Source organism: Sulfitobacter sp. TMED3 (genome assembly GCF_002167505.1).
GTDB classification, from domain to species: Bacteria; Pseudomonadota; Alphaproteobacteria; order Rhodobacterales; family Rhodobacteraceae; genus Sulfitobacter; species Sulfitobacter pontiacus.
Genome location: NZ_NHBI01000070.1, coordinates 1 through 22,397 on the forward strand (window position 1 = coordinate 1; position 22,397 = coordinate 22,397).

At 60.8% G+C, this 22,397-nt stretch carries 20 protein-coding genes; 10 read left to right on the forward strand and 10 right to left on the reverse strand.

The genetic code is table 11. The annotated features are described in order from the left end of the window. Positions 1–836, reverse strand: an 836-nt coding sequence (locus CBB63_RS15855) for an FAD-binding protein (RefSeq protein ID WP_286699833.1), incomplete at its 3' end; no start/stop codon positions are given. 60 nt (positions 837–896) lie between these two features. Further along, a complete protein-coding gene (locus tag CBB63_RS15860) occupies positions 897–2,345 on the reverse strand; it encodes an FAD-linked oxidase C-terminal domain-containing protein (protein ID WP_286699834.1) in 1,449 nt (482 codons plus the stop codon). Between the two features lie 81 nt (positions 2,346–2,426). On the opposite strand from CBB63_RS15860, the gene CBB63_RS15865 reads away from it, so the two are divergent. Continuing rightward, positions 2,427–3,128 (forward strand): DUF599 domain-containing protein, encoded by a 702-nt coding sequence (locus tag CBB63_RS15865; RefSeq protein WP_286699835.1) that lies wholly within the window; start codon positions 2,427–2,429, stop codon positions 3,126–3,128. A 425-nt stretch (positions 3,129–3,553) separates the two neighbouring features. On the opposite strand, the gene rlmH is transcribed toward CBB63_RS15865, so the two are convergent. From rlmH to CBB63_RS15885, 3 genes are all read right to left on the reverse strand, one after another. Next, entirely contained in the window at positions 3,554–4,024 is a 471-nt protein-coding gene (gene rlmH, locus CBB63_RS15875; RefSeq protein ID WP_286699836.1) for a 23S rRNA (pseudouridine(1915)-N(3))-methyltransferase RlmH, read from the reverse strand. Between the two features lie 21 nt (positions 4,025–4,045). Continuing rightward, a complete protein-coding gene (gene rsfS / locus CBB63_RS15880; protein WP_286699837.1) occupies positions 4,046–4,414 on the reverse strand; it encodes a ribosome silencing factor in 369 nt (122 codons plus the stop codon). Between the two features lie 489 nt (positions 4,415–4,903). Then, positions 4,904–6,259 carry a mechanosensitive ion channel family protein gene (locus tag CBB63_RS15885; RefSeq protein WP_286699838.1) on the reverse strand — a complete coding sequence of 452 codons (1,356 nt, stop codon included), beginning with the start codon at positions 6,257–6,259 and terminating at the stop codon, positions 4,904–4,906. Between the two features lie 349 nt (positions 6,260–6,608). On the opposite strand from CBB63_RS15885, the gene leuC reads away from it, so the two are divergent. The 5 genes from leuC to leuB all read left to right on the forward strand — a co-directional run bounded on the left by leuC (position 6,609) and on the right by leuB (position 11,971). Beyond that, entirely contained in the window at positions 6,609–8,018 is a 1,410-nt protein-coding gene (gene leuC, locus CBB63_RS15890) for a 3-isopropylmalate dehydratase large subunit (protein WP_286699839.1), read from the forward strand. Between the two features lie 30 nt (positions 8,019–8,048). Then, the gene (gene leuD / locus CBB63_RS15895) at positions 8,049–8,654 is read left to right on the forward strand and encodes a 3-isopropylmalate dehydratase small subunit (protein ID WP_286699840.1); all 606 of its coding nucleotides are present in this window, start codon (positions 8,049–8,051) and stop codon (positions 8,652–8,654) included. 322 nt (positions 8,655–8,976) lie between these two features. After that, entirely contained in the window at positions 8,977–9,822 is an 846-nt protein-coding gene (locus tag CBB63_RS15900) for a hypothetical protein (RefSeq protein ID WP_286699841.1), read from the forward strand. A gap of 32 nt (positions 9,823–9,854) precedes the next feature. Beyond that, entirely contained in the window at positions 9,855–10,799 is a 945-nt protein-coding gene (locus CBB63_RS15905; RefSeq protein WP_502695963.1) for an endonuclease/exonuclease/phosphatase family protein, read from the forward strand. A 65-nt stretch (positions 10,800–10,864) separates the two neighbouring features. Continuing rightward, positions 10,865–11,971 (forward strand): 3-isopropylmalate dehydrogenase, encoded by a 1,107-nt coding sequence (gene leuB / locus CBB63_RS15910; RefSeq protein ID WP_286699842.1) that lies wholly within the window; start codon positions 10,865–10,867, stop codon positions 11,969–11,971. A gap of 127 nt (positions 11,972–12,098) precedes the next feature. Here the strand turns inward: leuB and CBB63_RS15915 are convergent, their stop codons facing one another. Further along, positions 12,099–12,797 (reverse strand): DUF998 domain-containing protein, encoded by a 699-nt coding sequence (locus CBB63_RS15915; RefSeq protein ID WP_502695959.1) that lies wholly within the window; start codon positions 12,795–12,797, stop codon positions 12,099–12,101. Between the two features lie 32 nt (positions 12,798–12,829). Between CBB63_RS15915 and CBB63_RS15920 the strand changes: the two genes are divergently transcribed. The 4 genes from CBB63_RS15920 (at position 12,830) to CBB63_RS16435 (ending at position 17,016) form a co-directional block, all read left to right on the forward strand. Further along, positions 12,830–14,494, forward strand: coding sequence for a phosphoethanolamine transferase (locus CBB63_RS15920; protein ID WP_502695960.1), 1,665 nt, complete (start codon positions 12,830–12,832; stop codon positions 14,492–14,494). Beyond that, positions 14,491–14,892 carry a diacylglycerol kinase gene (locus tag CBB63_RS15925; protein ID WP_286699845.1) on the forward strand — a complete coding sequence of 134 codons (402 nt, stop codon included), beginning with the start codon at positions 14,491–14,493 and terminating at the stop codon, positions 14,890–14,892. The genes CBB63_RS15920 and CBB63_RS15925 overlap by 4 nt, the downstream gene beginning before the upstream one ends. A gap of 112 nt (positions 14,893–15,004) precedes the next feature. After that, complete coding sequence (locus tag CBB63_RS15930) at positions 15,005–15,661, forward strand: response regulator transcription factor (RefSeq protein ID WP_286699846.1); 657 nt, start codon at positions 15,005–15,007, stop codon at positions 15,659–15,661. A gap of 659 nt (positions 15,662–16,320) precedes the next feature. After that, on the forward strand, positions 16,321–17,016 hold the full coding sequence (locus tag CBB63_RS16435; RefSeq protein WP_502695964.1) for a sensor histidine kinase: 696 nt from the start codon (positions 16,321–16,323) through the stop codon (positions 17,014–17,016). Between the two features lie 57 nt (positions 17,017–17,073). Here the strand turns inward: CBB63_RS16435 and CBB63_RS15940 are convergent, their stop codons facing one another. Genes CBB63_RS15940 through CBB63_RS15955 form a run of 4 tightly spaced genes read right to left on the reverse strand, consistent with a single transcriptional unit; the run spans position 17,074 to position 22,364 of the window. Beyond that, positions 17,074–18,771: an ABC transporter ATP-binding protein gene (locus CBB63_RS15940; protein WP_286699848.1), complete on the reverse strand. Its 1,698-nt coding sequence runs from the start codon at positions 18,769–18,771 to the stop codon at positions 17,074–17,076. Positions 18,772–18,802: 31 nt separating this feature from the next. After that, entirely contained in the window at positions 18,803–19,567 is a 765-nt protein-coding gene (locus CBB63_RS15945; RefSeq protein WP_286699849.1) for an ABC transporter ATP-binding protein, read from the reverse strand. Next, on the reverse strand, positions 19,564–21,546 hold the full coding sequence (gene fhuB, locus CBB63_RS15950; RefSeq protein ID WP_286699850.1) for a Fe(3+)-hydroxamate ABC transporter permease FhuB: 1,983 nt from the start codon (positions 21,544–21,546) through the stop codon (positions 19,564–19,566). The genes CBB63_RS15945 and fhuB overlap by 4 nt, the downstream gene beginning before the upstream one ends. Continuing rightward, the gene (locus CBB63_RS15955; RefSeq protein WP_286699851.1) at positions 21,543–22,364 is read right to left on the reverse strand and encodes an ABC transporter substrate-binding protein; all 822 of its coding nucleotides are present in this window, start codon (positions 22,362–22,364) and stop codon (positions 21,543–21,545) included. Before CBB63_RS15955 ends, fhuB begins: the two co-directional genes overlap by 4 nt. Between the last annotated feature and the right edge of the window lie 33 nt (positions 22,365–22,397).

Sequence of the window (22,397 nt, forward strand, 5' to 3'; positions counted from 1 at the left end):
GAGGGTTTGCACGACACGCGCCACACATCACCCTGCCCGTCGTGAAACGCCGCCACATCACGGATGCCGGACCAAAGCGCCTGCGTGGCTGCTGCATCGCGTTGCTCGACCTCGCCTCCCGCGCCGGCGAGTAACGATTGAAGCTGGCTCAGACGGTAGCTGACCGATGCCTCGAACCCTTCGATGCGCAGTGCGGTTTCGCGGGTGGCAGGGTCATGGGCGGCACCTGTCACCTCGAACGGGCTGCCAAGGGCGCGGGCCATCGCGGCCACAGCGGCCCCATCGTCCAGCCCGTGCAACACCAAGGTCGCCTGCGTTTCAGGGCGTGGCAGCACCTTCATCGATACCTCGCTCAGCACACCCAAAGTGCCGTAAGACCCCGCCATCAGCTTGACCAGATCATAGCCGGTGACATTCTTCATCACGCGCCCGCCGTTCTTGACCACGGCACCGCGCCCGTCGACAAAGCGCACCCCCAGCAGAAAGTCCCGCGCCGCCCCGACCGAGATCCGCCGCGGTCCGCTGATATTGCCTGCCATTACCCCACCGATCGTCGGCGTGCCGCTGGTGCCCAACAATCCGCGATGGTCCATCGGTTCGAACGCGAGACGCTGGTTTTCGGCGGCCAGCGCCTCTTCGATCTCGGCCACGGGAGTGCCGGGTTTCGCGACCAGCGTCAGCGCACCGGGTTCATACAGCGTGACCCCCTGCAGCCCCGCGACGCGCATGATCTGACCTGTCGCGGGCAGGCCGCGCGTGCCGCCCCCCTGAACCGAGATCGGGCCAGCGGCACCTTTGACCGCTTCGACCAGCGTCTCTTCGGATGTGATGGCCATGTCTCGGCTCCTTCGTCGTGCGTGTAATCTTTTGAAGATCAGCAGTTAATCAGGCGCGGGTTATTCCGCCGCGAGCGCCACGGCGCGGCGTGTCTCTGACGCGTCCAGTGGAAAGACCTTGGCGGGGTTCAGCAGCCATTCGGGGTCGAACACATCCTTCACCGCCATCTGCGCCTCCAGATCGTCGGGGGCGTATTGCACATGCATCAGATCGCGTTTCTCGATCCCGACGCCATGTTCGCCGGTCAGACAGCCGCCCACTTCGACGCAGAGCTTGAGGATCTCGGCCCCGAATTCCTCGCACAGCTCCAGATCGCCCGGTTTGTTGGCATCAAACAGGATCAACGGGTGCATATTGCCGTCGCCTGCGTGAAACACATTGCCGACCTTCAGCCCGAACTGATCGCTGAGTTCCTTGATGCGTTTGAGCACGAAGGGCAGCGAGGACACAGGGATGGTGCCATCCAGACACATGTAGTCGTTGATCTGCCCCATCGCGCCAAAGGCCGATTTCCGACCCAGCCAGATCTTGGCGCTTTCCTCTGCGGATTTGGATTGCCGCAGTTCCACCGGATTGTGCCGCTGCGCGATGTCGGAAATCAGACCCAACTGGTGGTCAATCTCCGCGTCAGAGCCTTCGACCTCGATGATCAGCAGTGCCTCGCACATGGGATAACCAGCCTTGGCGAAGGCCTCCGTCGCTTCGATACAGGGGCGGTCCATGAATTCGATTGCGACGGGCAAGACACCCGCCTTGATGATGTCAGAGACACATTCCCCCGCGACCTCGTTATCGTCGAACCCGATCAACACGGGCCGCGCGCCTTCGGGTTTGTGCAGGATGCGCAGCGTGGCTTCGGTGACGACCCCCAGCTGCCCTTCAGAGCCGCAGATCAGCCCAAGCAGGTCCAGCCCGCCCGCATCCAGATGCGCGCCGCCAACCTCGATCACCTCGCCATCCATCAAGACCATCGTAACGCCCATGAGGTTGTTGGTCGTCACCCCGTATTTCAGACAATGCGCCCCGCCCGAATTCATCGCGATATTGCCTGCGATGGCACAGGCCAGCTGGCTTGAAGGGTCGGGCGCGTAAAAGAAACCGTCTTCCTCGACCGCGCCTGTGACGCTCAGGTTGGTACGCCCGGTTTGCACCTTGATGATGCGGTTGGGGTAATCGGTTTCGATCACCTCGTTCATACGCGCCACGCCAAGGATCACGCAGTCCGCCGTGGGCAGCGCGCCCCCCGCCAGCGACGTACCGGACCCACGCGGCACGACGGGCACGCCCTCTTCGTGGCAGATGCGCAACACGTCCGATACCTGCTGTGTGGTATAGGGCAACACCGCCACCATCGGCGCACATTTATAGGCGGTCAGCGCGTCACATTCATAGGCCCGCGTCTCNCGNTCATCCGAGATGACAGCATCAGCCGGCAAAACCTGACGCAGCCGATCAACCACACGNGTCTTGCGCGCGATCACGGCTTGGCTGGGNATGGGCATTTCCATGGCGAACCTCCAGNTTGGTAAAATAATATGACCAATTAAAGACATTGGCAACATAGAACCAGTCGGCGTATGCAGCTTAGCATGACTTGGATGGATCGCATCGCCCTGTTTCAACCGCTGGATTATGCCGCTTTGGCGATAATCTTTTGCGCCTGGCTGGCCATTGGCTGGCGCATCGAACACCCNAANCCCGCGAAGCCCTCTGTGTCGCTGATCATGGCGCAATACCGGCGCGAATGGATGACCCAGATGATCACCCGTCAGCCGCGTATCTTTGATTCGCAGATGATCAGCACCCTGCGGCAAAGCACNGCTTTCTTCGCCTCTACCAGCATGATCGCTTTGGGNGGGACANTGGCGCTTTTGGGCAACAGCGAGCGTCTGTCGACGGTGGTCGAAGACCTTGCCCTGACCGAGCTGCCCACCGTGGTGTGGGAATTCAAAATGCTGCTGCCACTGTTCTTTCTGACCAACGGCTTTCTGAAATTCGTCTGGTCAAACCGGCTGTTTGGCTATTGTTCGGTGCTCATGGCCGCCGTCCCAAATGACCCCGAGGACCGCCGCGCACCCCCGCTGGCNTCCAAGGCGGCAGAGATCAACATCACCGCCGCNCGCAGTTTCAATCGGGGGTTGCGATCGCTTTATTTTGCGCTGGCCAGTCTGGGCTGGATCGTCGGCCCGATCCCCCTCACCNTCGCNGCNATGGTCACNGTNATCATCATCTGGCGGCGCGAGTTCACGTCACTGTCACGGCGCATTCTATTGGAAAATGAGCAAGGCTAGTCTATATGTCTGTTTTCAGACATTGGTGTATTCATGTACAAATTGATCCTTTCCATTCCGCTGCTGGTTGCAGCACAGGTCGCTGCGGCAGACCCGACCTCCATCAACTCGGTGCGCGTGTCGAAAGAGGGCGGCCTTTATAAGTTCGACGTGACGATCAGCCATAATGATACCGGCTGGGACCACTTTTCGGACGCGTGGCGCATTCTGGATGCCGATGGCAACCAGCTGGCGATCCGCGAATTGATCCACCCCCACGTGGACGAACAACCGCTGACNCGTTCCCTGTCCGGCGTTGAGCTGCCCGCAGGCACGACAGAGGTCGGCATTCAGGCCCGCGATACGCAGGCCGGTTGGGGGAAAGAGATCAAGAAGGTCCAGATCAAGTAAGGTTTGGGCCCTGCCGGACNNCAGANCTGNCGGATTTATACGCGGTGGTATGGGCCGCCCGACAGGATCGAGGCGGCGCGATACAGCTGTTCTGCCAGCATGACGCGCACCAGCATGTGCGGCCAGACCATCTTGCCGAATGACAGCGCATGATCCGCCTCGCGGCGTAGCTCTTTGTCGATGCCATCCGCGCCGCCGATGACAAAGCACAGATCCCCCCGCCCCTGATCGCGCCAGCCCCCAAGGCGGTTGGCGAAATCCGGNGAGGTTTCGACCNTGCCTCGTTCGTCCATCACACAGATCAACGACCCCGCAGGAATGGCACGGCGCANCAGCGCGGCTTCGGCGGGCATACCGCCATTTTTCTTATCCTCAACCTCNATCACGCGCGCGGGCCCAAGGCCCAGCGCGCGACCGGTTCGATCGAACCGATTCAGATAATCATCAATGAGGTCTTTTTCCGGTCCGGCGCGCAAACGCCCGACCGCACAGATGTGAANACGCATGANCCCTGCCTGAAAGGCAGCTTAATGCGGCATCACGGCTGGGGCTTCTGTGGTCATCCACATCTTCTCCAGCTGGTAGAATTCGCGGACTTCNGGACGGAACACGTGAACGATCACATCGCCTGTGTCGATCAGCACCCAGTCNCCNGTTTCCTTGCCTTCGACCTTGGGCGAACGNCCATAGTCGTCCTTGACCATCTGGGCCAGCTTTTCAGCGATTGCCGAAACCTGACGCGAAGACCGGCCGGAGCACACAACCATNTAGTCGCCAATCGCCGTTTTGCCGCGCAGATCGATCTGCACAACTTCTTCGGCTTTGTCGTCGTCAAGTTGGGAAAGGATTGAAGCCAGCAGAGCGTCGCTTGTGGCTGTGTTTTGTTCAGCAGTCATCAGGGCTGCCTGCGGGGTAGCAGTCGGAACTGCATTTGAAAGCGTTGACAGGACATTGTCCTCCTTTAGACGCGCCGACAGTCCCCCGGCGCTGGGGATGTCCTAGAATAGGCACGCCGAAGTGAAATTTCAATGACAAGCGGCCATGACCGGCATTTACCGGCGCGCGCCAGTCGGGGCCGTTCCGNGAGCCGCGACACCACCGCTTTGACGGGCCGCCCGTAACGNGGCGAGAGAATNGCANNCCCTGACGGGCAAACTCTTGTCCGCTGTGCATTTTTGCNGACGACACTGGCGTTGTCAGGGGGTACNACGACCACCCTCCTCGCAGCGCCATGAAGGTCTGGCCGATAGGCGCATATGCCATCTGTCCGGCTCGGGTTGGCAGTCGTGCCACAGCGTCGCAAAGCTGCCATGCGCCCGCGACAGNGGGATATGGNGGTTCGGGCGCAGTCACGACNGGNTCNCGGCCCCGCTGATTCCCGCCGCTCATTCCTGTGTTGATCCNGTANCTNCACCNGCGCGGGACAGGGCGAGCTTGCTGTCGTCCAGAACCTTGACCTCGCGCTGCGGGAAGGGGATCGAAATGCCATGCTCTTTGAACGCATCCCAAAGCGCCAGATAAACATTGCCCCTGATATTGGTCAGACCGCCTGTCGGGTCCTTGATCCAGAAGCGCAGGATGTAATCGACGCTGCTATCCCCAAAGCCCACGATATGACAGACCGGAGCTTTAAAGCTCAGCACCCTCTCGACCCCGCTTGCGGCCTCTACCGCAAGTTTGCGCACCACATGGGGATCATCCCCGTAAGCCGTGCCGAAATAGATATCGAGCCGCACAAAATCGTTGGAGTGGGACCAGTTCACCACCTGACCGGTGATCAGGTCCTCGTTCGGGATCAGATATTCCTTCCCGTCCCGCGTCACGACAGAGGCATAGCGCGCGCCCAAGGTCTGGATCCAGCCAAACGTATCGCCAAGGCTGATCACATCCCCCGGCTTGATCGATTTGTCGATGAGGATGATGATCCCCGACACAAGGTTCGATACGACCTTTTGCAGGCCGAAACCAAGGCCCACACCAATCGCCCCTGACAGCACCGCAAGCCCGGTAAGGTCAATTCCGACGGCCTTGACCCCCATAAAGAAAGCGATGCCATAAAGCGTCAGCTGTACACCCTTCACCGCCAACACCTGCATAGAGGGGCTGATGTCTTCGTTCTTGCGGATCGTGGCAGCGCTGGTCTGGCTGATGATCCGCGCCACAGAAAAGAACAGACCGATCACCACCAGCGCGGTGATCACCGTCAGCAGCGAAAGCCGGAAATCCCCGATCGACAGCGCCACCGAATCCAGAAACGCCGAGACATCATCGACCACGTTCAGCGCATAGAGCGTGGCGTAGATCCACAGCCCCCATGTCACCAGCCGCCGCATGGGGCGGTTGCGCACCAGCCGCGCCGCAAAGGCGATACAGACCCAAACCGCCACCAGCGTTGCGAATATGCCGATCAGATAGGACCGCGACGGCCAGGTGATGTTCTGCATCACCAGATAGACCGTCCCTGCCAGCAGGGCGAACCACATCAGCCCCAGACGCCGCTTGACCTGCACCACCATGCGCAACTGCCACTTGGACCACCCCTCGCGCGAGCGGACCCAGTTTTGCAGCCAGTTGCCCGTGGCGTGATGCAGCCCCCATGATATCAGCGCAAGCCCGAGCAGGATGAACATCTGGTACTGACGCCAGCCGGGCTGCATCAGGCTTTCTGCCAATCCGATCCCCCCTGCGATCAACGCCTGGATACTCTCAAGGAAATGGGCAAAGGGGTCTGGGGTCATCATAAACTTTCAAGGCAAGAAACTTGTACAGGGCTTTAATGGTGGGACAATCCCGCGCACCGCGCAAGAAGGGATACCCGCGCCCACGCACAACCACGTGATCCGATGCAGCCGCGCCACCACCGCACACCGTCAGAATCCTTGATCACATGGCCGAAAGCGTCTAGCTAAGCCGCTATGACACATGTTTCAGACGATCTGTTCAACATTTGCGACCGCGCCCGCTTGCGCGAACGCTTTTTCGGGGCAACCCACACCGTGCTGGCGCGACTATAAACGCCCGCCCGCGCCTTGGCGCTCGTCTTTCGTACACCCCTATTCTTCGCTTACATAACATACGGGAGAGGACCACATGTCCCCCAAAACGCTCTATGATAAAATCTGGGATGCCCATGTCGCGCACGAGGCCGACGATGGCACCTGCCTTCTGTACATCGACCGTCACCTCGTCCACGAAGTGACCAGCCCGCAAGCCTTTGAAGGGCTGCGGATGACGGGCCGCACCGTGCGCCGCCCTGACCAGACCATCGCTGTGCCCGATCACAACGTGCCGACCACGCTGGACCGCGCCAACGCCGCGACGATGACCGAAGACAGCCGCGTTCAGGTGGCCGCCCTTGATACAAACGCCAAGGAATTCGGCCTGCACTACTACCCCGTGTCCGACGTGCGTCAGGGCATCGTGCATATCGTCGGCCCCGAGCAGGGCTGGACCCTGCCCGGCATGACCGTTGTCTGCGGCGACAGCCACACGGCGACACATGGGGCCTTCGGGTCGCTGGCCCACGGGATCGGCACCTCGGAGGTGGAACACGTGCTGGCGACGCAAACGCTGATCCAGAAGAAATCCAAGAACATGAAGGTCGAGATCACCGGCAAGCTTGCCCCCGGTGTGACCGCCAAGGACATCACCATGACCGTGATCGGTGAAACCGGCACGGCGGGCGGCACCGGCTATGTCATCGAATATTGCGGCGAGGCGATCCGTGACCTGTCGATGGAAGGCCGCATGACCGTCTGCAACATGGCCATCGAGGGCGGCGCNCGCGCTGGCNTGATCGCGCCGGACGACAAGACGTTCGAATATTGCAAAGGCCGCCCCCACGCGCCCAAGGGTGCCCAGTGGGAAGCCGCGATGGATTGGTGGAAAACTCTGTATTCCGATGACGACGCCCATTGGGACAAGGTCATCACGATCAAGGGCGAAGACATCGCGCCAGCCGTGACTTGGGGCACCTCGCCAGAGGATGTTCTGCCCATCACCGCCAAAGTACCCGCGGCATCCGACTTCACCGGCGGCAAGGTCGACGCGGCGAAACGCGCGATCGAATACATGGGCCTGACCGAAGGCATGGCGCTGACCGATATCGAGATCGATACCGTGTTCATCGGNTCNTGCACCAACGGCCGCATCGAAGACCTGCGCGCTGCGGCGGCGGTTCTGAAAGGCAAGAAGATCAAGGACGGNATGCGCGCCATGATCGTCCCGGGCTCCGGCCTNGTGCGGGCGCAGGCCGAGGAAGAAGGGCTTGCCGANATCTTCAAGGATGCCGGTTTCGAATGGCGCCTTGCGGGGTGCTCCATGTGTTTGGCGATGAACCCCGACCANCTGGCGCCGGGCGAACGCTGCGCATCGACATCGAACCGCAACTTCGAGGGCCGTCAGGGCTTTAAGGGGCGCACCCATTTGATGTCCCCCGCGATGGCTGCCGCTGCCGCTCTTACCGGACGTTTGACCGATATCCGCAAGCTCGACGCGTAAGCGGCCAGCAGATCAAAGGACAACAAAACCATGAACAAATTCGACAANCTTTCCGGGATCGCGGCCCCCATGCCGATGGTGAATATCGACACCGATATGATCATCCCCAAGCAGTTCCTGAAAACGATCAAACGGTCGGGCCTTGGCGTGAACCTGTTTGACGAGATGCGCTATGACCGCGACGGCAACGAAGTACCGGATTTCGTGCTCAACAAACCGCAATACCGTGACGCGCAGATTCTTGTGGCGGGNGATAACTTCGGTTGTGGNTCTTCGCGGGAACACGCGCCTTGGGCCATCGCCGATTTCGGCATCACCTGTGTCATCGCGCCCAGCTTTGCGGACATCTTCTACAACAACTGNTTCAAGAACGGCATCCTGCCGATCGCCCTGCCGCAAGAGCAGGTGGACCTGTTGATGAAAGACGCCGAAAAAGGCTCTAACGCGCGGATCGAAGTGGATCTTGANGCGCAGACGATCACCAGCTCTGACGGCGAAGTCATCAGCTTCCAGGTTGACGCGTTCAAGAAGCACTGCCTGATGAACGGGCTCGACGATATTGGTCTGACGCTGGAAAAAGCGGCCTCTATCGACAGCTTCGAATCTGCCGCTGCACAGGCACGCCCCTGGGTCTGACCCCCACGGGCCCGGCCCGACGGGCTGGCGCGCTTGACCTAACCACGGGTTGAGTTCTATACATGGTTGTGGGCACCGCNTTGTTGCCCACAACAGACCGCGGGTTGCGTCATTTTCGCCGCAGCTATGATGCAATATCGCACCACACCTGCGCTCAAAATGTCTCAGATCCGCGCGCATCGTCAGGAACGGGCTTGAGGAATGTGGCGAAAGAAGACACAATTGAGGCAATTCTGAGGCAGGCCTTCGACACCCGAGGGCATCAAGTTGGAACAAGCACGCGGCAAAGAATCGTGGCTGGCCAGTTTGGAAGGGTAGTTTTGTGATTGCACGTATATCCGGCGCGGCAGCGCGTGGCATTCTGGTGGCATTGTTGATTGCAACGCCCGCCCTCATGTTACCCGATGCNTTGAACGATTCCAGCCAGATCACNATGCTGGTGGCGCTGATCGCCTGNTTNCTNACGTTCATCGAATACAACTCGAACTTCCCCAGCATCATCGAATTCCGCGACGCGGCCCCCTTCAACCGGCTGCGCTATGTCTGCCTGCTGGTCACCATCATCCTGCTGACGTTGATCCTGAAGCAAAAGGTCAGCCCCTCGGTTCTGGGCGGTGCCATGACCTCTATCGGGACGATTCTTGGCAATGCGATGGATTTCCCCTTTTCGCCGGTGCGCATGATTGTCCTGATGCTGCCCGAAAGCGCNAGCGACGCNCTGGTGACATCGGTCCGTACGTCCGCNGGCATGGCCTATCTGATCTCGCTGATCTCGATGGGGGCGTTTCTGGTGCTGGTGCGCATCATGAATTGGCCNGTGCGTCAGGGGGCCTTTAACGTCTGGGTGAACCTGCCNCTNTTCGACCCGACCGCGGGCGGCGATGTCATCTATCGNCTGCAACGGGACGCANGNATCAATATCGCGCTTGGCTTCCTTCTGCCCTTCCTGATCCCCGCAGTAGTCAAAGCGGCGGCCGATCTGCTAGACCCGATTACATTGCAGAACCCGCATACCCAGATCTGGACAGTCGCCGCATGGGCCTTCCTTCCTGCCAGCATCATCATGCGCGGCATTGCCATGGGCAAGATCGCCGAGATGATCGAAGAGAAACGCCGTCGCGCCTATGCCGACGAGGCGGAGAAAGATCACGGCTTGCAGCCAGCCTGATCGCAGGCGTCCTGCTGGCCGCATCCCCCGCGNTGGCAGAGCCNCTGCGCATCGCCACCTTCAACACCGAATTATCGCGGGCCGGACCGGGTCTGCTGCTGCGCGACATTGCCAAAGGGTCGGACCCGCAGATTNCCGCTGTGACGCGCCTGCTGGCGGATGTTGCTGCCGATATCATCGTGCTGCAGGGGGTGGATTACGATCTTGGCGGCACAACGCTTGGCGCTTTGGCGGACAGGCTTGGCGAGGCTGGCCCCAGCTACCCCTACCGTTTCGCNCTGCCCCCGAATGCGGGACGGCCCACGGGNNTGGATATGGACGGCGACGGTAAAACGGGCGGCGCGCGCGATGGTCAGGGCTATGGCCGCTTCTTCGGCGCGGGCGCGATGGCGATCCTGTCGCGCTATCCCGTGCTGCGCACCGATGTTCAGGATTACAGCGATTTTCTGTGGCGTGACCTGCCCGATGNGCTGCTGCCNCAGACGGACGGNGCCCCCTTCCCCTCTGCCGCGGCGCAAGAGGTGCAGCGGCTCGCNTCGCACGGGGCATGGGTCGTGCCNCTCGACATCCCNGACCAAGCGCCCCTGACCCTGCTGACCTTNTATGCNACGCCCCCTGTGTTCGACGGACCAGAGGACCGCAACGGCAAACGCAACCATGACGAAATCCTGTTCTGGGACCACTATCTGGCAGGCACCTTCGGCCCGCCGCCAACAGACCGTTTTATCCTGCTGGGGGATGCAAATCTTGATCCGACGAAAGGCGAAGGGCTGCGCGTCGCGATCCAGACGCTGTTGGATCACCCNGCGCTNCANGACCCGCTGNNGGGTCAGCCCACCGTCACCTTCGACGGTTTGGGCGATATGCGTGTCGACTATCTACTGCCCTCAACCGACTGGCGCGTCGTCGCCGCTGGCGTGGCCCGCGACCCTGCTGCCAGCCGCCATGGCGTGGTCTGGGTCGATCTTGACCGCTAGCCGTTCTTGACCCCTCTGCCTCCCCGCGCTACCCCGCTATCAACGTATTTTTCAGGAGACATCGCATGGCCAACCCCACATTGCTAATCCTCGCCGGTGACGGCATCGGCCCCGAGGTCATGGGCCAGGTTGTTCGCATCATCGACTGGTTTGGCGACAAGCGCGATCTGGCCTTTGACGTGGATCACGATCTGGTCGGCGGTGCCGCCTATGACAAACACGGCACCCCCCTGCATGACGACACGATGGCCAAAGCGCTGGCGGCGGATGCTGTTCTGCTNGGTGCCGTTGGCGGGCCGAAATACGACGAGCTTGATTTCNNCGTNAAACCCGANCGCGGCCTGCTGCGCCTGCGCAAGGAAATGGACCTGTTTTCGAACCTGCGTCCGGCACAGTGTTTTGACGCGCTGGCGGATTTCTCCTCGCTGAAGAAAGACCTCGTTGCCGGGCTCGACATCATGATCGTGCGCGAACTGACATCGGGTGTCTACTTTGGCGAACCCCGCGGTATTTTCGAGGAAGGCAACGAACGCGTCGGCATCAATACACAGCGCTACACCGAATCCGAGATNGACCGNGTNGCNCGGTCNGCNTTTGAACTGGCNCGNCGTCGGGGCAANAAAGTCTGNTCGATGGANAAAGCCAACGTCATGGAAAGCGGCATCCTGTGGCGCGAAGTCGTGCAGAAGGTGCATGACGAAGACTACCCCGATGTCGAGCTGTCCCACATGTACGCCGACAACGGCGCGATGCANCTGGTGCGCGCGCCCAAGCAGTTCGACGTGATCGTCACCGACAACCTGTTCGGCGATATCCTGTCCGATTGTGCCGCGATGCTGACNGGNTCGCTGGGGATGCTGCCCTCTGCCTCGTTGGGTGCGCCCAATGCCGATGGCCGCCCCAAAGCGCTGTACGAGCCCGTCCACGGCTCTGCCCCCGATATCGCGGGTCAAGGCAAGGCGAACCCCATNGCCTGTATCCTCAGCTTTGCAATGGCGCTGNGCTANTCCTTCGACCANGGCGATGAAGCCGCGCGTCTGGAAAAAGCCGTNGAAAAAGTGCTNGCCGATGGGGCACGCACCGCGGATCTGATGGGCCCCGAAGGCGGCTCACCCATCTCGACCTCCGAAATGGGCGACGCGATCCTCGCCGCCCTGGACGCGAGCCTGTAAGACATAAAGCGCAGCCCTGCCGGATGACCGGCGGGGCTGCTTTNCTTTNGCCAGACGCATCAGNCGCTGCAGCATGCCGCAGCCACGNCCGTTNAAGCGGGCATAAGCGAATGCAGCAGCCGTGACCCTATCCGCGCCCCTGCCGGCGCAGAAACAATACCGCCAGAGTGATCACCGTCGCCATGGCAATCACACCGAGATACCGTTCGTAAAGACCGTCGACATCGGTGGGTAGCATGAAAAAGACCGGTGCCGAGACGGTCCAGAGCGCNNAGAGACCGACAAGGAGTCTGCCGTATATCGCACCGCAGCAGCGCGCCCCGTCTGACATGGACCACGGCAAGATCGCCATAAGAAGGCCAAGAGCATAGACCAGGTAGCTATGGATCACGACGCCATCGCTGTCGTTGTCGCCGTATTCATTCCGCGCGCCAACAAGGAAGACAATCAGCCCCAAGACGGTGAAGCCCACGATCCCGACGCTCCAGCGCCAATTGCCCAGATGAATATGCGCGGCAAGTAAAGCGACCGATATCAGTGAAGCCGAAAACNCATAGATGCCGATATCNACNATATATTCATATTCACCCGCNCCAAGATCGCTGATGGTGTCGGCGATCCAGTCGTGGCCCGGAACAACAAAATCCGCGATCAGGATCATCCCCGAAAACAGGATGCAGCCAAATATCGCGTACCACGCAAGGAGGCGCACGAGCCCGGNCCTTTCTCGAACTGCTGCGTCGCCGATTTCGTTCTCCATGTACAATTTACCTTTTAGAAATGAAAAATTCCGATCGTAAGCTTTTCGTAAGCTTACGCTGGTCATGAGCACGCATCTAAATCTGCGAAAGCTCTNTTATGNCCTCTGTGAAGACCCTNTTATCCCGGCTAGCCGTTCTGCGTGAACGGATAAGCATCTCCCCCGTGCTGCTGACCGTTCTTTCCATCGCATTCGTGTTCAGTGTCGATAATAGCACATTCTGGAACATCTCAAGGGATGTCTTCTCGGGCCACCTATTGTCGCTCGCGGGCTTTATGGGGGCTGTGTTCTGTTTGACGCTGGCCGCCTTCAGCCTGTTCGCATACCCGTGGACGGTTAAACCGTTTCTNGTCTCGATGCTNATACTGGCNGCCATGACGTCTTATTACGTCGATACACTTGGCATTATCGTTGACCGCGACATGATCCANAATGTCATGGTGACCACCGTCGCGGAATCCCGGCATCTGATAACACCTGGCTACATCACCCATATTATTGGCTTCGGTGTGTTGCCCGCGCTCATCGTGATCTGGGTGCCAATTCGACCCCAGACGCGGATCAGGGCGGCTGTAACGCCGATAGTGACCTTTGTTGTCAGCCTTGCATTGGCCGCAGGATTGCTGATGTCAGACCTGAAATCCTATGCGTCGATCCTGCGCGAGCGGAAGGATTTCATGAGCAGCTACCANCCCGGTGCCCCGTTGGTAGGCGCGATCCGATACGCCAAGATGATGTCGCGTTCGGCCAATCTGGTCCTCACCAGCACCGGAACGGATGCAAGGGGCGGTTCTGCCTATGACGCGCCGCAAAAGCCTATGCTGACCGTTGTCGTTGCGGGGGAAACCGCGCGGGCGCAGAATTTNAGNTTGAACGGATACGGCGTCGACACGAACCCAGAGCTGTCCAAGCTGCCAATTATCAACTTCAGCAATATCCAGTCCTGTGGCACTGCCACGGCGGTGTCACTGCCTTGTATGTTCTCAAAATACAGCCGAGATGACTACAGCTTTGAAAAAGGCACCTCGACCGAGAATGTGCTAGATGTCTTCGGGCATGCCGGGCTGCAGGTCGAATGGTGGGACAATAACACCGGCGACAAAGCGATTGCCGCACGGTTCAAGACACGCAGATTCAACGATCTGACCGACCCGGAGTTCTGTGCNACGGGTGAATGTATCGACGGCATATTCCTTGAGCCGTTGAAAGACTACATCGCATCGATCAAGCAGGACACGGTCCTGGTTCTGCACCAGATCGGCAGTCACGGGCCGACCTATTATCAGCGCTATCCGGCGGCATTTGAACGCTTCACACCCGCATGCCGTACGGCGGAGTTCAAGAAATGCACCCCGCAGGAGATCACCAATGCCTATGATAACACCATCGCCTATACNGATCAGATNCTTGCCCAGACGATAAAAATGCTTGCCGCGAATGAAGCTTTGGCCACGTCACTGCTTTATGTGTCCGACCACGGTGAATCGCTTGGCGAACGCGGGCTGTATTTGCACGGGGCACCCTATTTCATGGCCCCGGACACGCAGACCCATGTTCCGATGCTCCTATGGATGTCAGACGCATTCCGAACCCGCTTTGGCATCGATGAAAGCTGTGTGGCGGAACAGAAGGACAAGCCGCTGTCACACGACAACCTGTTCCATTCCCTACTTGGGATGCTCGACATCAACACCGCAGAGCGTAACCCCGATCTGGATATCTTCGNTTCCTGNAAAACAAATNCTGAGGTGGCCAAGATATGAAGCCGGAAATTATCAAACCGCTTGAGAAACCCGAACGCGTTACGGGGGTCGCCCATCTGTTTGCCGCTGCGGGCTATTCGATTGGCGGGCTGCGACGTCTTTGGATGGAAACCGCGTTCAGGCATATCNTTGTGGCGCTGCCAATCGGTAGTATTCTGCTCTACATCATGGATGCGGGTGTCGCTGATTTTCTGGTCTTTCTGGTCCTCTTTTCNGCTCTTGTCGCGGTCGAGGCTCTGAATACGGCGATCGAATGCATCGTCGACCACCTCGCTCCACAGTGGGANGTTTTCGCCCGTGACGCCAAAGACCTTGGTTCGCTCGCAACCATGTGCTTGCTTTTCGCGAACGGTTTTTTCATGGCTGTGGTCGCTTTGCGCTATTTCGGGATGGCCTGAGATATGCCGATGAGCCGGTCGCAGAAAATAGAATGCCCCAAGCCTGAAACTATGATCATGTCAGCNNCAGCCGAATTGGCNAAGCCGCGTCTCGGAACTGGANAGTAACATTATGCGCATACTCTTGATCGAGGATGAAAAAGCTTTGGCGCGGCCGCTGAAAGAGCATCTGGAGGCGGATCGNCACATTGTCGAATGGTTCTGCACCCTGGACGAGGCAGACGCCGCGCTGCGTACGCTATCCTATGATGTNGTACTTCTGGACCTGCAGTTGCCTGATGGCGACGGGTTGNANTTTNTAAGCAAACTGCGGGCAAAGGCCATACGCACGCCGATCCTCATTCTCACCGCCCGCGACAAGGTGTCGGACCGGATAGAGGGGTTGAACAGAGGTGCTGATGACTATGTGATCAAGCCTTTTGACCTAGATGAGGTCAAAGCGCGCATCCATACCGTCTGTCGACGCAGCGCCAACCAGTTTGCCCAAACGGTTCAGCTGCANGATGTGGTGGTCAATCTGTCCGATCACACCGTCATGCGCGCTGANCAGCCCGTACGTCTGACCGCTAAGGAATGGGGCGTCTTCGAAACGCTACTGCGCCGCAAACCCCAGATCGTGCCGAAGGAGAGCCTTGAAGCTGCCATCTATGACTACGGCGAAGAAGTCGAAAGCAACGCGATCGAGGCACATATCAGCCGTTTGCGCACGAAATTAGGCAAAGACCTTATCGCCACGCACCGTGGTTTAGGCTACGCCTTGACCTCATGACACTCCGCCACAAAAGTCTGGTTCAGTCGCTGCTTGGGTCGCTGCTTGTGCCCGGGCTGGCGGTGATGGTGATTGGCGTNTTGATCGTCCAGCATATCTTCAAGGACGAGTATGACGAGCTGCTTGANGCCAGCCTGATTGGCAAGGCGCATCTCTTGGTGGAGTTCATCGAAACGNCCCAAGGCGACGCGGGCTTTGACGTGGGCGGCTTGCTGGATTTTGAAAGCAAACTGCGTAAGCCGGATGAACGCGCGNTGATGTGGTATCTGGATCCGNATGGTCAGGTCTACGCGCAGTCAAAAAGCGTTGGTGCTTTTGCGCTTCCCACGCCATTGGCCACNGGNCTAAGCACCGCCGCCGGGCATCGCTTTATCATGCTCCGTTCAGATCAGCCCGAGACGGGCAGCGTCGTNGTGGCCGAGCCGATGGTGGAACGNAATGAGGCGATAACCGATGTGGTGATCGCTGTGGCGATCGGTTTTGGCCTGTTGGGGGCGCTATTTGCGNTATCCTCCTTNTGGGCGGTTCGACGATCAGTCGCGATGATTGCCGAGCTCAGCCGGAACATCGCAGAAAAGAACGAACACAACCTTTCCCCGATTGAACGCGAGAATGTCTTTTCCGAAATAACCCCGGCGATTGATACGCTTGACGGNCTCATGGGGCGACTTGACCGCGCCATCACCGCAGAACGTGCCTTTGCCACGAATGCCGCGCATGAATTGCGCACCCCCGTTGCCATTTGTCTGGCGCAGGCGCAGCGGCTGCGGGCAAAGCTGAGCGACCCCGCAAAGATCGACAATATCGTCGAAATCGAAACNGGTCTGAAGCGGCTTNAGCGCTTGATCGAGCGCCTATTGCAATTATCAAGGGCGCAATCAGGACTGGGCCTCAATGCGGTCGCGACGGATGTTTCCCCGGTGATCACGCTTTTGATGTCCGAGATGCGCAGCCGAAGCCGCACCCCGGAAAAGATCGAATTGAAGTTTCCCGAAACNCATTTTTCAACGCGCGTTGATCCGGATGCCCTTGGGATCATCCTGAACAATATGTTCGACAACGCCCTGAAGCACGCTAGCGGCCCTTTGCCCACGGTTGTAGACGCCAGCCAATCGGGGAGAGTTGCCGTCGTGAACGATTGCGCCCCTCTCTCACCNGCGGACCTCGACCGCATAAAGCAGCGGTTCAACCGGCGTGGCGCGCTGTCAGACGGATACGGGCTGGGACTGTCGATCATACAAGATCTATGCGCCCAGTCCGGATGCCAACTTGAAATTTACGTACCCCGGGAACTGAGCCCGCGCGGTTTNGCNGCCGNCTTGCGCCTGCCCGAGACGACGAACGNCCNAAGGTGACTTTCCCCAACTGATCCAGAAGCACGCCCNANCGNCCCANGCGTTGTAAAATGCGTGTCAGGTCAGCCGCGCGTAAAGGCCATTGCGCGCNCGCANGCTGTCGTGTGTTCCGGCTTCGACNTTGCGCCCTGCCTCCATGACGATGATCTGGTCGGCATGTTTCACTGTCTCAAGCCGATGCGCGATAATGAGCGTGGTGCGGCCCTTTGAAAGCCGCTCCAACGCCTGCTGGATGTCACGCTCCGTCTCGCGATCCAGCGCCGATGTTGCCTCGTCCAGGATCAGGATCGGCGGGTTTTTCAGGAAAGCGCGGGCNATGGCGACNCGCTGTTTCTGCCCGCCCGACAGCATGACACCCCGCTCACCCACGATGGTTTCCAGCCCCTCGGGCANTGCGGNGACGAGCGCGCNCAACTGGGCATTCTCGACCGCGGCANCCAGTTCCGCCGCCGTGGCATCGAGTTTGCCGTACAGGATATTCTCGCGCAGGGTGGACCCGAATAGGAACACATCCTGAGANACCAACCCGATCTGAGAGCGCAGACTGTTCAGGGTCATATCCGCAATGTCGATCCCATCAATCGTGATCCGCCCGCCGGAAGGGTCGTAAAACCGCGGGAGCAATGCCAGAAGCGTTGTCTTGCCTGCACCCGACGGCCCGACGAAAGCCACTGTCTCACCGGCTTTGGCGGTCAAGGTGACGTTGTGCAGAANGGGCAACGGGCTGTCATAGGCAAATGACACATCTTCAAAANCGACCTCGCCTTGCGTGACGGTCACTGCGACGGCATCCGGCCGATCGCTGACATCGNGGTCGGTCTGCAACAATTCGGTGTAGCGTTGGAAACCGGCGATACCGCGGGGNTAGGTTTCGATCACAGCGGCAATTTTCTCCAGCGGGCGGAAAAAGACGCTGACCAGCAGCAGGAAGCCGACAAAGCCGCCCGTGGTCAGCGACCCTTCCAGCACAAAACCCGCACCCGCCACCATCACNACAACCTGCACGAAACGCAGGCCCATGTAATGAATCGCACTGGCCTTCGCCATGATCGCATAGGCCGACAGTTTGGTCCTGCGATAGGCTGCGTTGTCACGCGCGAACAACGTTTCTTCGTGACCTTCATTGGCAAAGGCCTGCACGACCCGGATGCCGCTGATGGCTTCCTCCAGGCGCACGTTNAAGGCCCCCACACGCGCATAGATATCGCGCCANGANCGNGTCATGCGCGCCCCGTAAACGGCCACGACCCAGACCATCAGCGGCACGATCACGACCGTAATCAGGGCGAGCGTGACATGCAGATTGATCATCAACGCAAANGCCCCAACAAAAGTGACCACCGCGATAAACAGGTCTTCGGGGCCGTGGTGCGCGACCTCGCCTATCTCTTCCAGATCGCGGGTCACGCGGGCGACAAGCTTGCCGGTACGCGCACGGTCATACCAGCGCCAAGACAGCCGGGTCAGATGCGAAAAAGCGCNGCGGCGCATCTCGGTCTCGATCTCGATCCCCAGACGGTGCCCCCAATAGATCACCACCCCCATCAGNGCGGTATTGACCAGATACACCAGCAACAGCCCAATCGCGGCCAGTATGGTCANCCTCAGNTCGCCAAGCGGNAGCAGGTGNTCNATNAAGGCGGTGATGGCGAGCGGGAAGGCAAGCTCCAGCAAGCCNGACAGCACGGCAGAGCCGAAGTCCACCCAGAACAGGCGCGTGTGGGGNCGNTAGTATTCGAAAAATTGGCGGAGCATATGGCTGGCTTTCGGATGAATATGGTCGGGGTCAAATCGGGTGAACGACCGGGCTGGGCTTTGTGTCGATGACCTGCATCGGCAGCCCGTAGATCCGCCGTAGCGCGTCGGGGTCGAGCAAGGAGTGCGCAGCGCCCTCAAGCGCCACGCGCCCGGCATCCAGCGCGATCACATGATCGCAAAAGCGCACCGCCATATTCACGTCATGCAGCACCACCACGGCAGAAAGCGCACCGGCGTTGACCGTTTCACGCAGCAGCCCCAGCACGTCGATCTGATGGGCCACATCCAGCGCCGAGATCGGTTCATCCAGCAGCAAGCTACGCGCCCCCTGCGCCAGCATCATCGCTATCCACGACCGTTGTTTTTCCCCGCCCGACATGGTGTCGACCATCTGGCCACGCTTGTGCTCCAGACCACATTGCGCAATTGCCGTATCAATCATAAAGCGATCCTCGGGGCCCAATCGACCCAAGGCGCCGCGCCACGGGTATCGGCCAAGCGCGACCAGCTCCTCCAGCCACAGCCCTTCGGTCGGGGGGGTCACCTGCGGCAGAAATGCCAGATCGCGGGCAAAATCCCGCGGCTTCCAGTCCCTCAGGTCCTGGCCGCCATATTGGATGGTTCCGGCGCTCGGCCGGGTTTGCGCGGCGAGCATTTTCAGCAGCGTTGACTTGCCCGACCCGTTCCGCCCGACAAGCGCCGTGATCCCCGGCTTGATCGCCAAGGAAAGGTGTTCGACCAGCCGACGCTTGGGCACGTCAAAGCAGACATTTTCGAGCGTAAAGAGGGTCATGCGTGTCTCCGTCCGAGCAGGGCAATGAAAAGCCAGGGCGTGCCGATCAGCGTCGCGAAAAGCCCCAGCGGCAGGTCGTAGGGGTAGCTGGCGGTGCGCGCGCCAAAGGCCGCGAGGCTCATGAGCAACGCACCCAGACACCAGCTGGCCGCCAGAAACGGCGCAGGGCGCAGCAGGCCAAGGCTGCGGGCGATATGCGGGGCCATCAGGCCAACGAAACTGACCGGGCCGACCAGCACGCTTGCCGCGCCGGTGGCCAGCCCTGCCGCCAGCACAACGGCAAGCCGTACGGTGCCAAGCGGCACCCCCAGTCCCTGCGCGACACCCGATCCCAGCGGCAGGATGTCGAACCAGCGCGACAGCAAAAGCGCCGCGCCAAGCGCCGCCACCGCCATCGCGGCAAGCGCCATCGCCCCTGCGACCGTGACCCGTGTCGCGCTTCCCGCAAGCCACCCCAGCAGCGACCATGCTCTGGGATCTCCCGACGCCATGATCGCTGCCAGAAGGGCCGAAGCGAAGGCTCCGATCGCCAGCCCCGCCAGCAACAGCCGCGCCGGTGCCATATCACTGCGCGCCGCATAGGCGGACAGAATGATCAGCGTCGCCGCCGCCCCGCCAGAAGACCCGAGCGCCAGCGCCACGGGCGACGGGGCAGGCAGCAGGAACAGCGTTGCCGCATAGCCAAGCGCGGCACCACCGGTCACGCCCAGAACCTCGGGCGCGGCCATCGGGTTTGCCGTCACCCGTTGCAGGGCGGCGCCCGAAAGCGCCAGCAGCGCTCCGGCAGCGGCAGCCGCCAGAATGGCCGTGGCCCGCAATGGCACGAAACTCGCCGCAATCGCGCCCGATATCACGCCCCAGCCATCAGGCCCGCGGGTGCCAAACAGGCTCAGCACGGCAAAGGCGACCGTCGCGCAGGCCAGCAGAGCAACCCGCCGCCACGGGCGCGGCGCCCGCGGTGGCAGACTGTCGTTACGCTCGGCCTCGGGCGGGGCAATGTTGCGCAACCGCGGGAGCAAAGCGATCAAAAGCGGCCCGCCGATCAGCCCGGTCAGCGCGCCCGTCGGCAGTTCTGGCAGCCCAAAGGCGGCAAGCGCCAGCAGCGCGCTGTCCACCAGCCACAGCAGCAGCGCGCCCGCCAGTGGTGCGGCCAGCAGAACCTGCGCCACGCTGCGCGCGCCCAAACGCCGTGCCAAGGCCGGTGCCGCCAGCCCGACAAACCCGACCAGCCCCACCTCGGCAGAGACCATGGCCGAGACGCACACCGCCAACGCCAGCGCCGCGACCCGTATCGCCCCGACCTGCGTCCCAAGCGCCTTGGCCGTGGCTCCGCCAAGACTTAGGACCACCAGTGGCCGCACCAGCAAGGCGGCCCCCGCCGCCCCCAGCGCCAGCACCACAGTCAGTCGGATCACCCCGTGCCAGCTGTCTTGTGAAAGCGATCCGCCGTTCCAGATCACCAGCGACAGCAGGTAATGCCCCTGCCCCAATGTGAGAGCGGTAGAGATGGCGGAGGCAAGCATGCCCACCAGCATCCCCGCGATGGTGACCGTAACAGGCGCAAAGCTACGCCGCGCGCCAAGCGCCATGACAATCAGCGCTGCAAGCCCGCCTCCGACCAATGCGACAGGGCCGGGACCAAGGGCGAGCATATTCGGCCATAGCAGCGTGGCGCAGACCAGCGCCAGCTGTGCACCCGAGGCCACGCCAAGGGTCGTCGGATCAGCCAGCGGATTGCGCAGCACCGCCTGCATCAAGGCACCCGACAGCCCCAGAAGCGCCCCGATCAGCAGGGCAATCACCGCCCGCGGCATCAACCCGAAGGCAAAGAGGATCTGTTCGGGCGACAGGTCTTGCGGACCTGCGACGGGCAAAACCCGTTGCGCAGCGGGCAGGGCCGCAAGCGCTGCGACGGTCCATAGGCACGCCGCGCCGATGGCGGCCACAAGGGGCAGCGTCAAAAAGGGCGGACGGATCATGCGGCTTCCAGCGCCGTCACAAGATGGGACGCAAAACGCAGCCCGGAAGGCGCCCCGCCAAAGGGCATCTGATCGGGTAGATACGACACGCGACCCGCCCGCACGGGGGGCAGCGCGGACCAAAGCGCGCTTTGGCCAATCGCGCGCCGTGCAGTGACCGGCAAAGCGCCCGCGATGACCAGATGCGCCTGCGGAAAATCGATCAATCTGGACAGAGGGACGGGGGCATTGAATCCGAATTCAGTATCGCCGTCCCAGGCATTCGTCAGGCCGATCCGCCGAAGCGCCCCGCCATACAGGCTGTCGCTGCCATAGATCTGCACATGACGCGCATCCCCCACCGTCATCAACACAAAGGGGCGCGCGGCAAAGCCTGTTGCCCGTGCGCGCAGCGCATCGAAAGCGGTCTCAAAGTCCTGACGCACCAGGTGGCCCACCTCTCCGCGGTCCAGCTGTATTGCCAACGTCTCCAGCGCCGACAGCGCTTTGGGCAGCGCCGGTTCGGTCGGGATGAACATATTTTGCGTGAACACCGGTGCGATACGTCCCAGCTGCGGTTCAACGAAACTGTAGAAATTCGACGACAGGATCAGGTCAGGGGCGACAAGGCTCAGCGCTTCGAGGTTGGGGCTGCCGCGCAACCCGACATCCGCACAGTTCGGGGGCAGCGTCACCGCCGTACCGCGCAGGAATTGACGTTTCTCTGCCACGGCAACCAGCGGCAGGTCGAGCGCGGCAGCGGTTTCCGCCATCGCCCAGTCAATCGCGGCGAGGCGCGATCCCCCCCAACCGCGTGCGCCGCGCGCGCGAGATGCCACAAGAGCGCAGGCTCCTGTGGCAATGATCGCGCG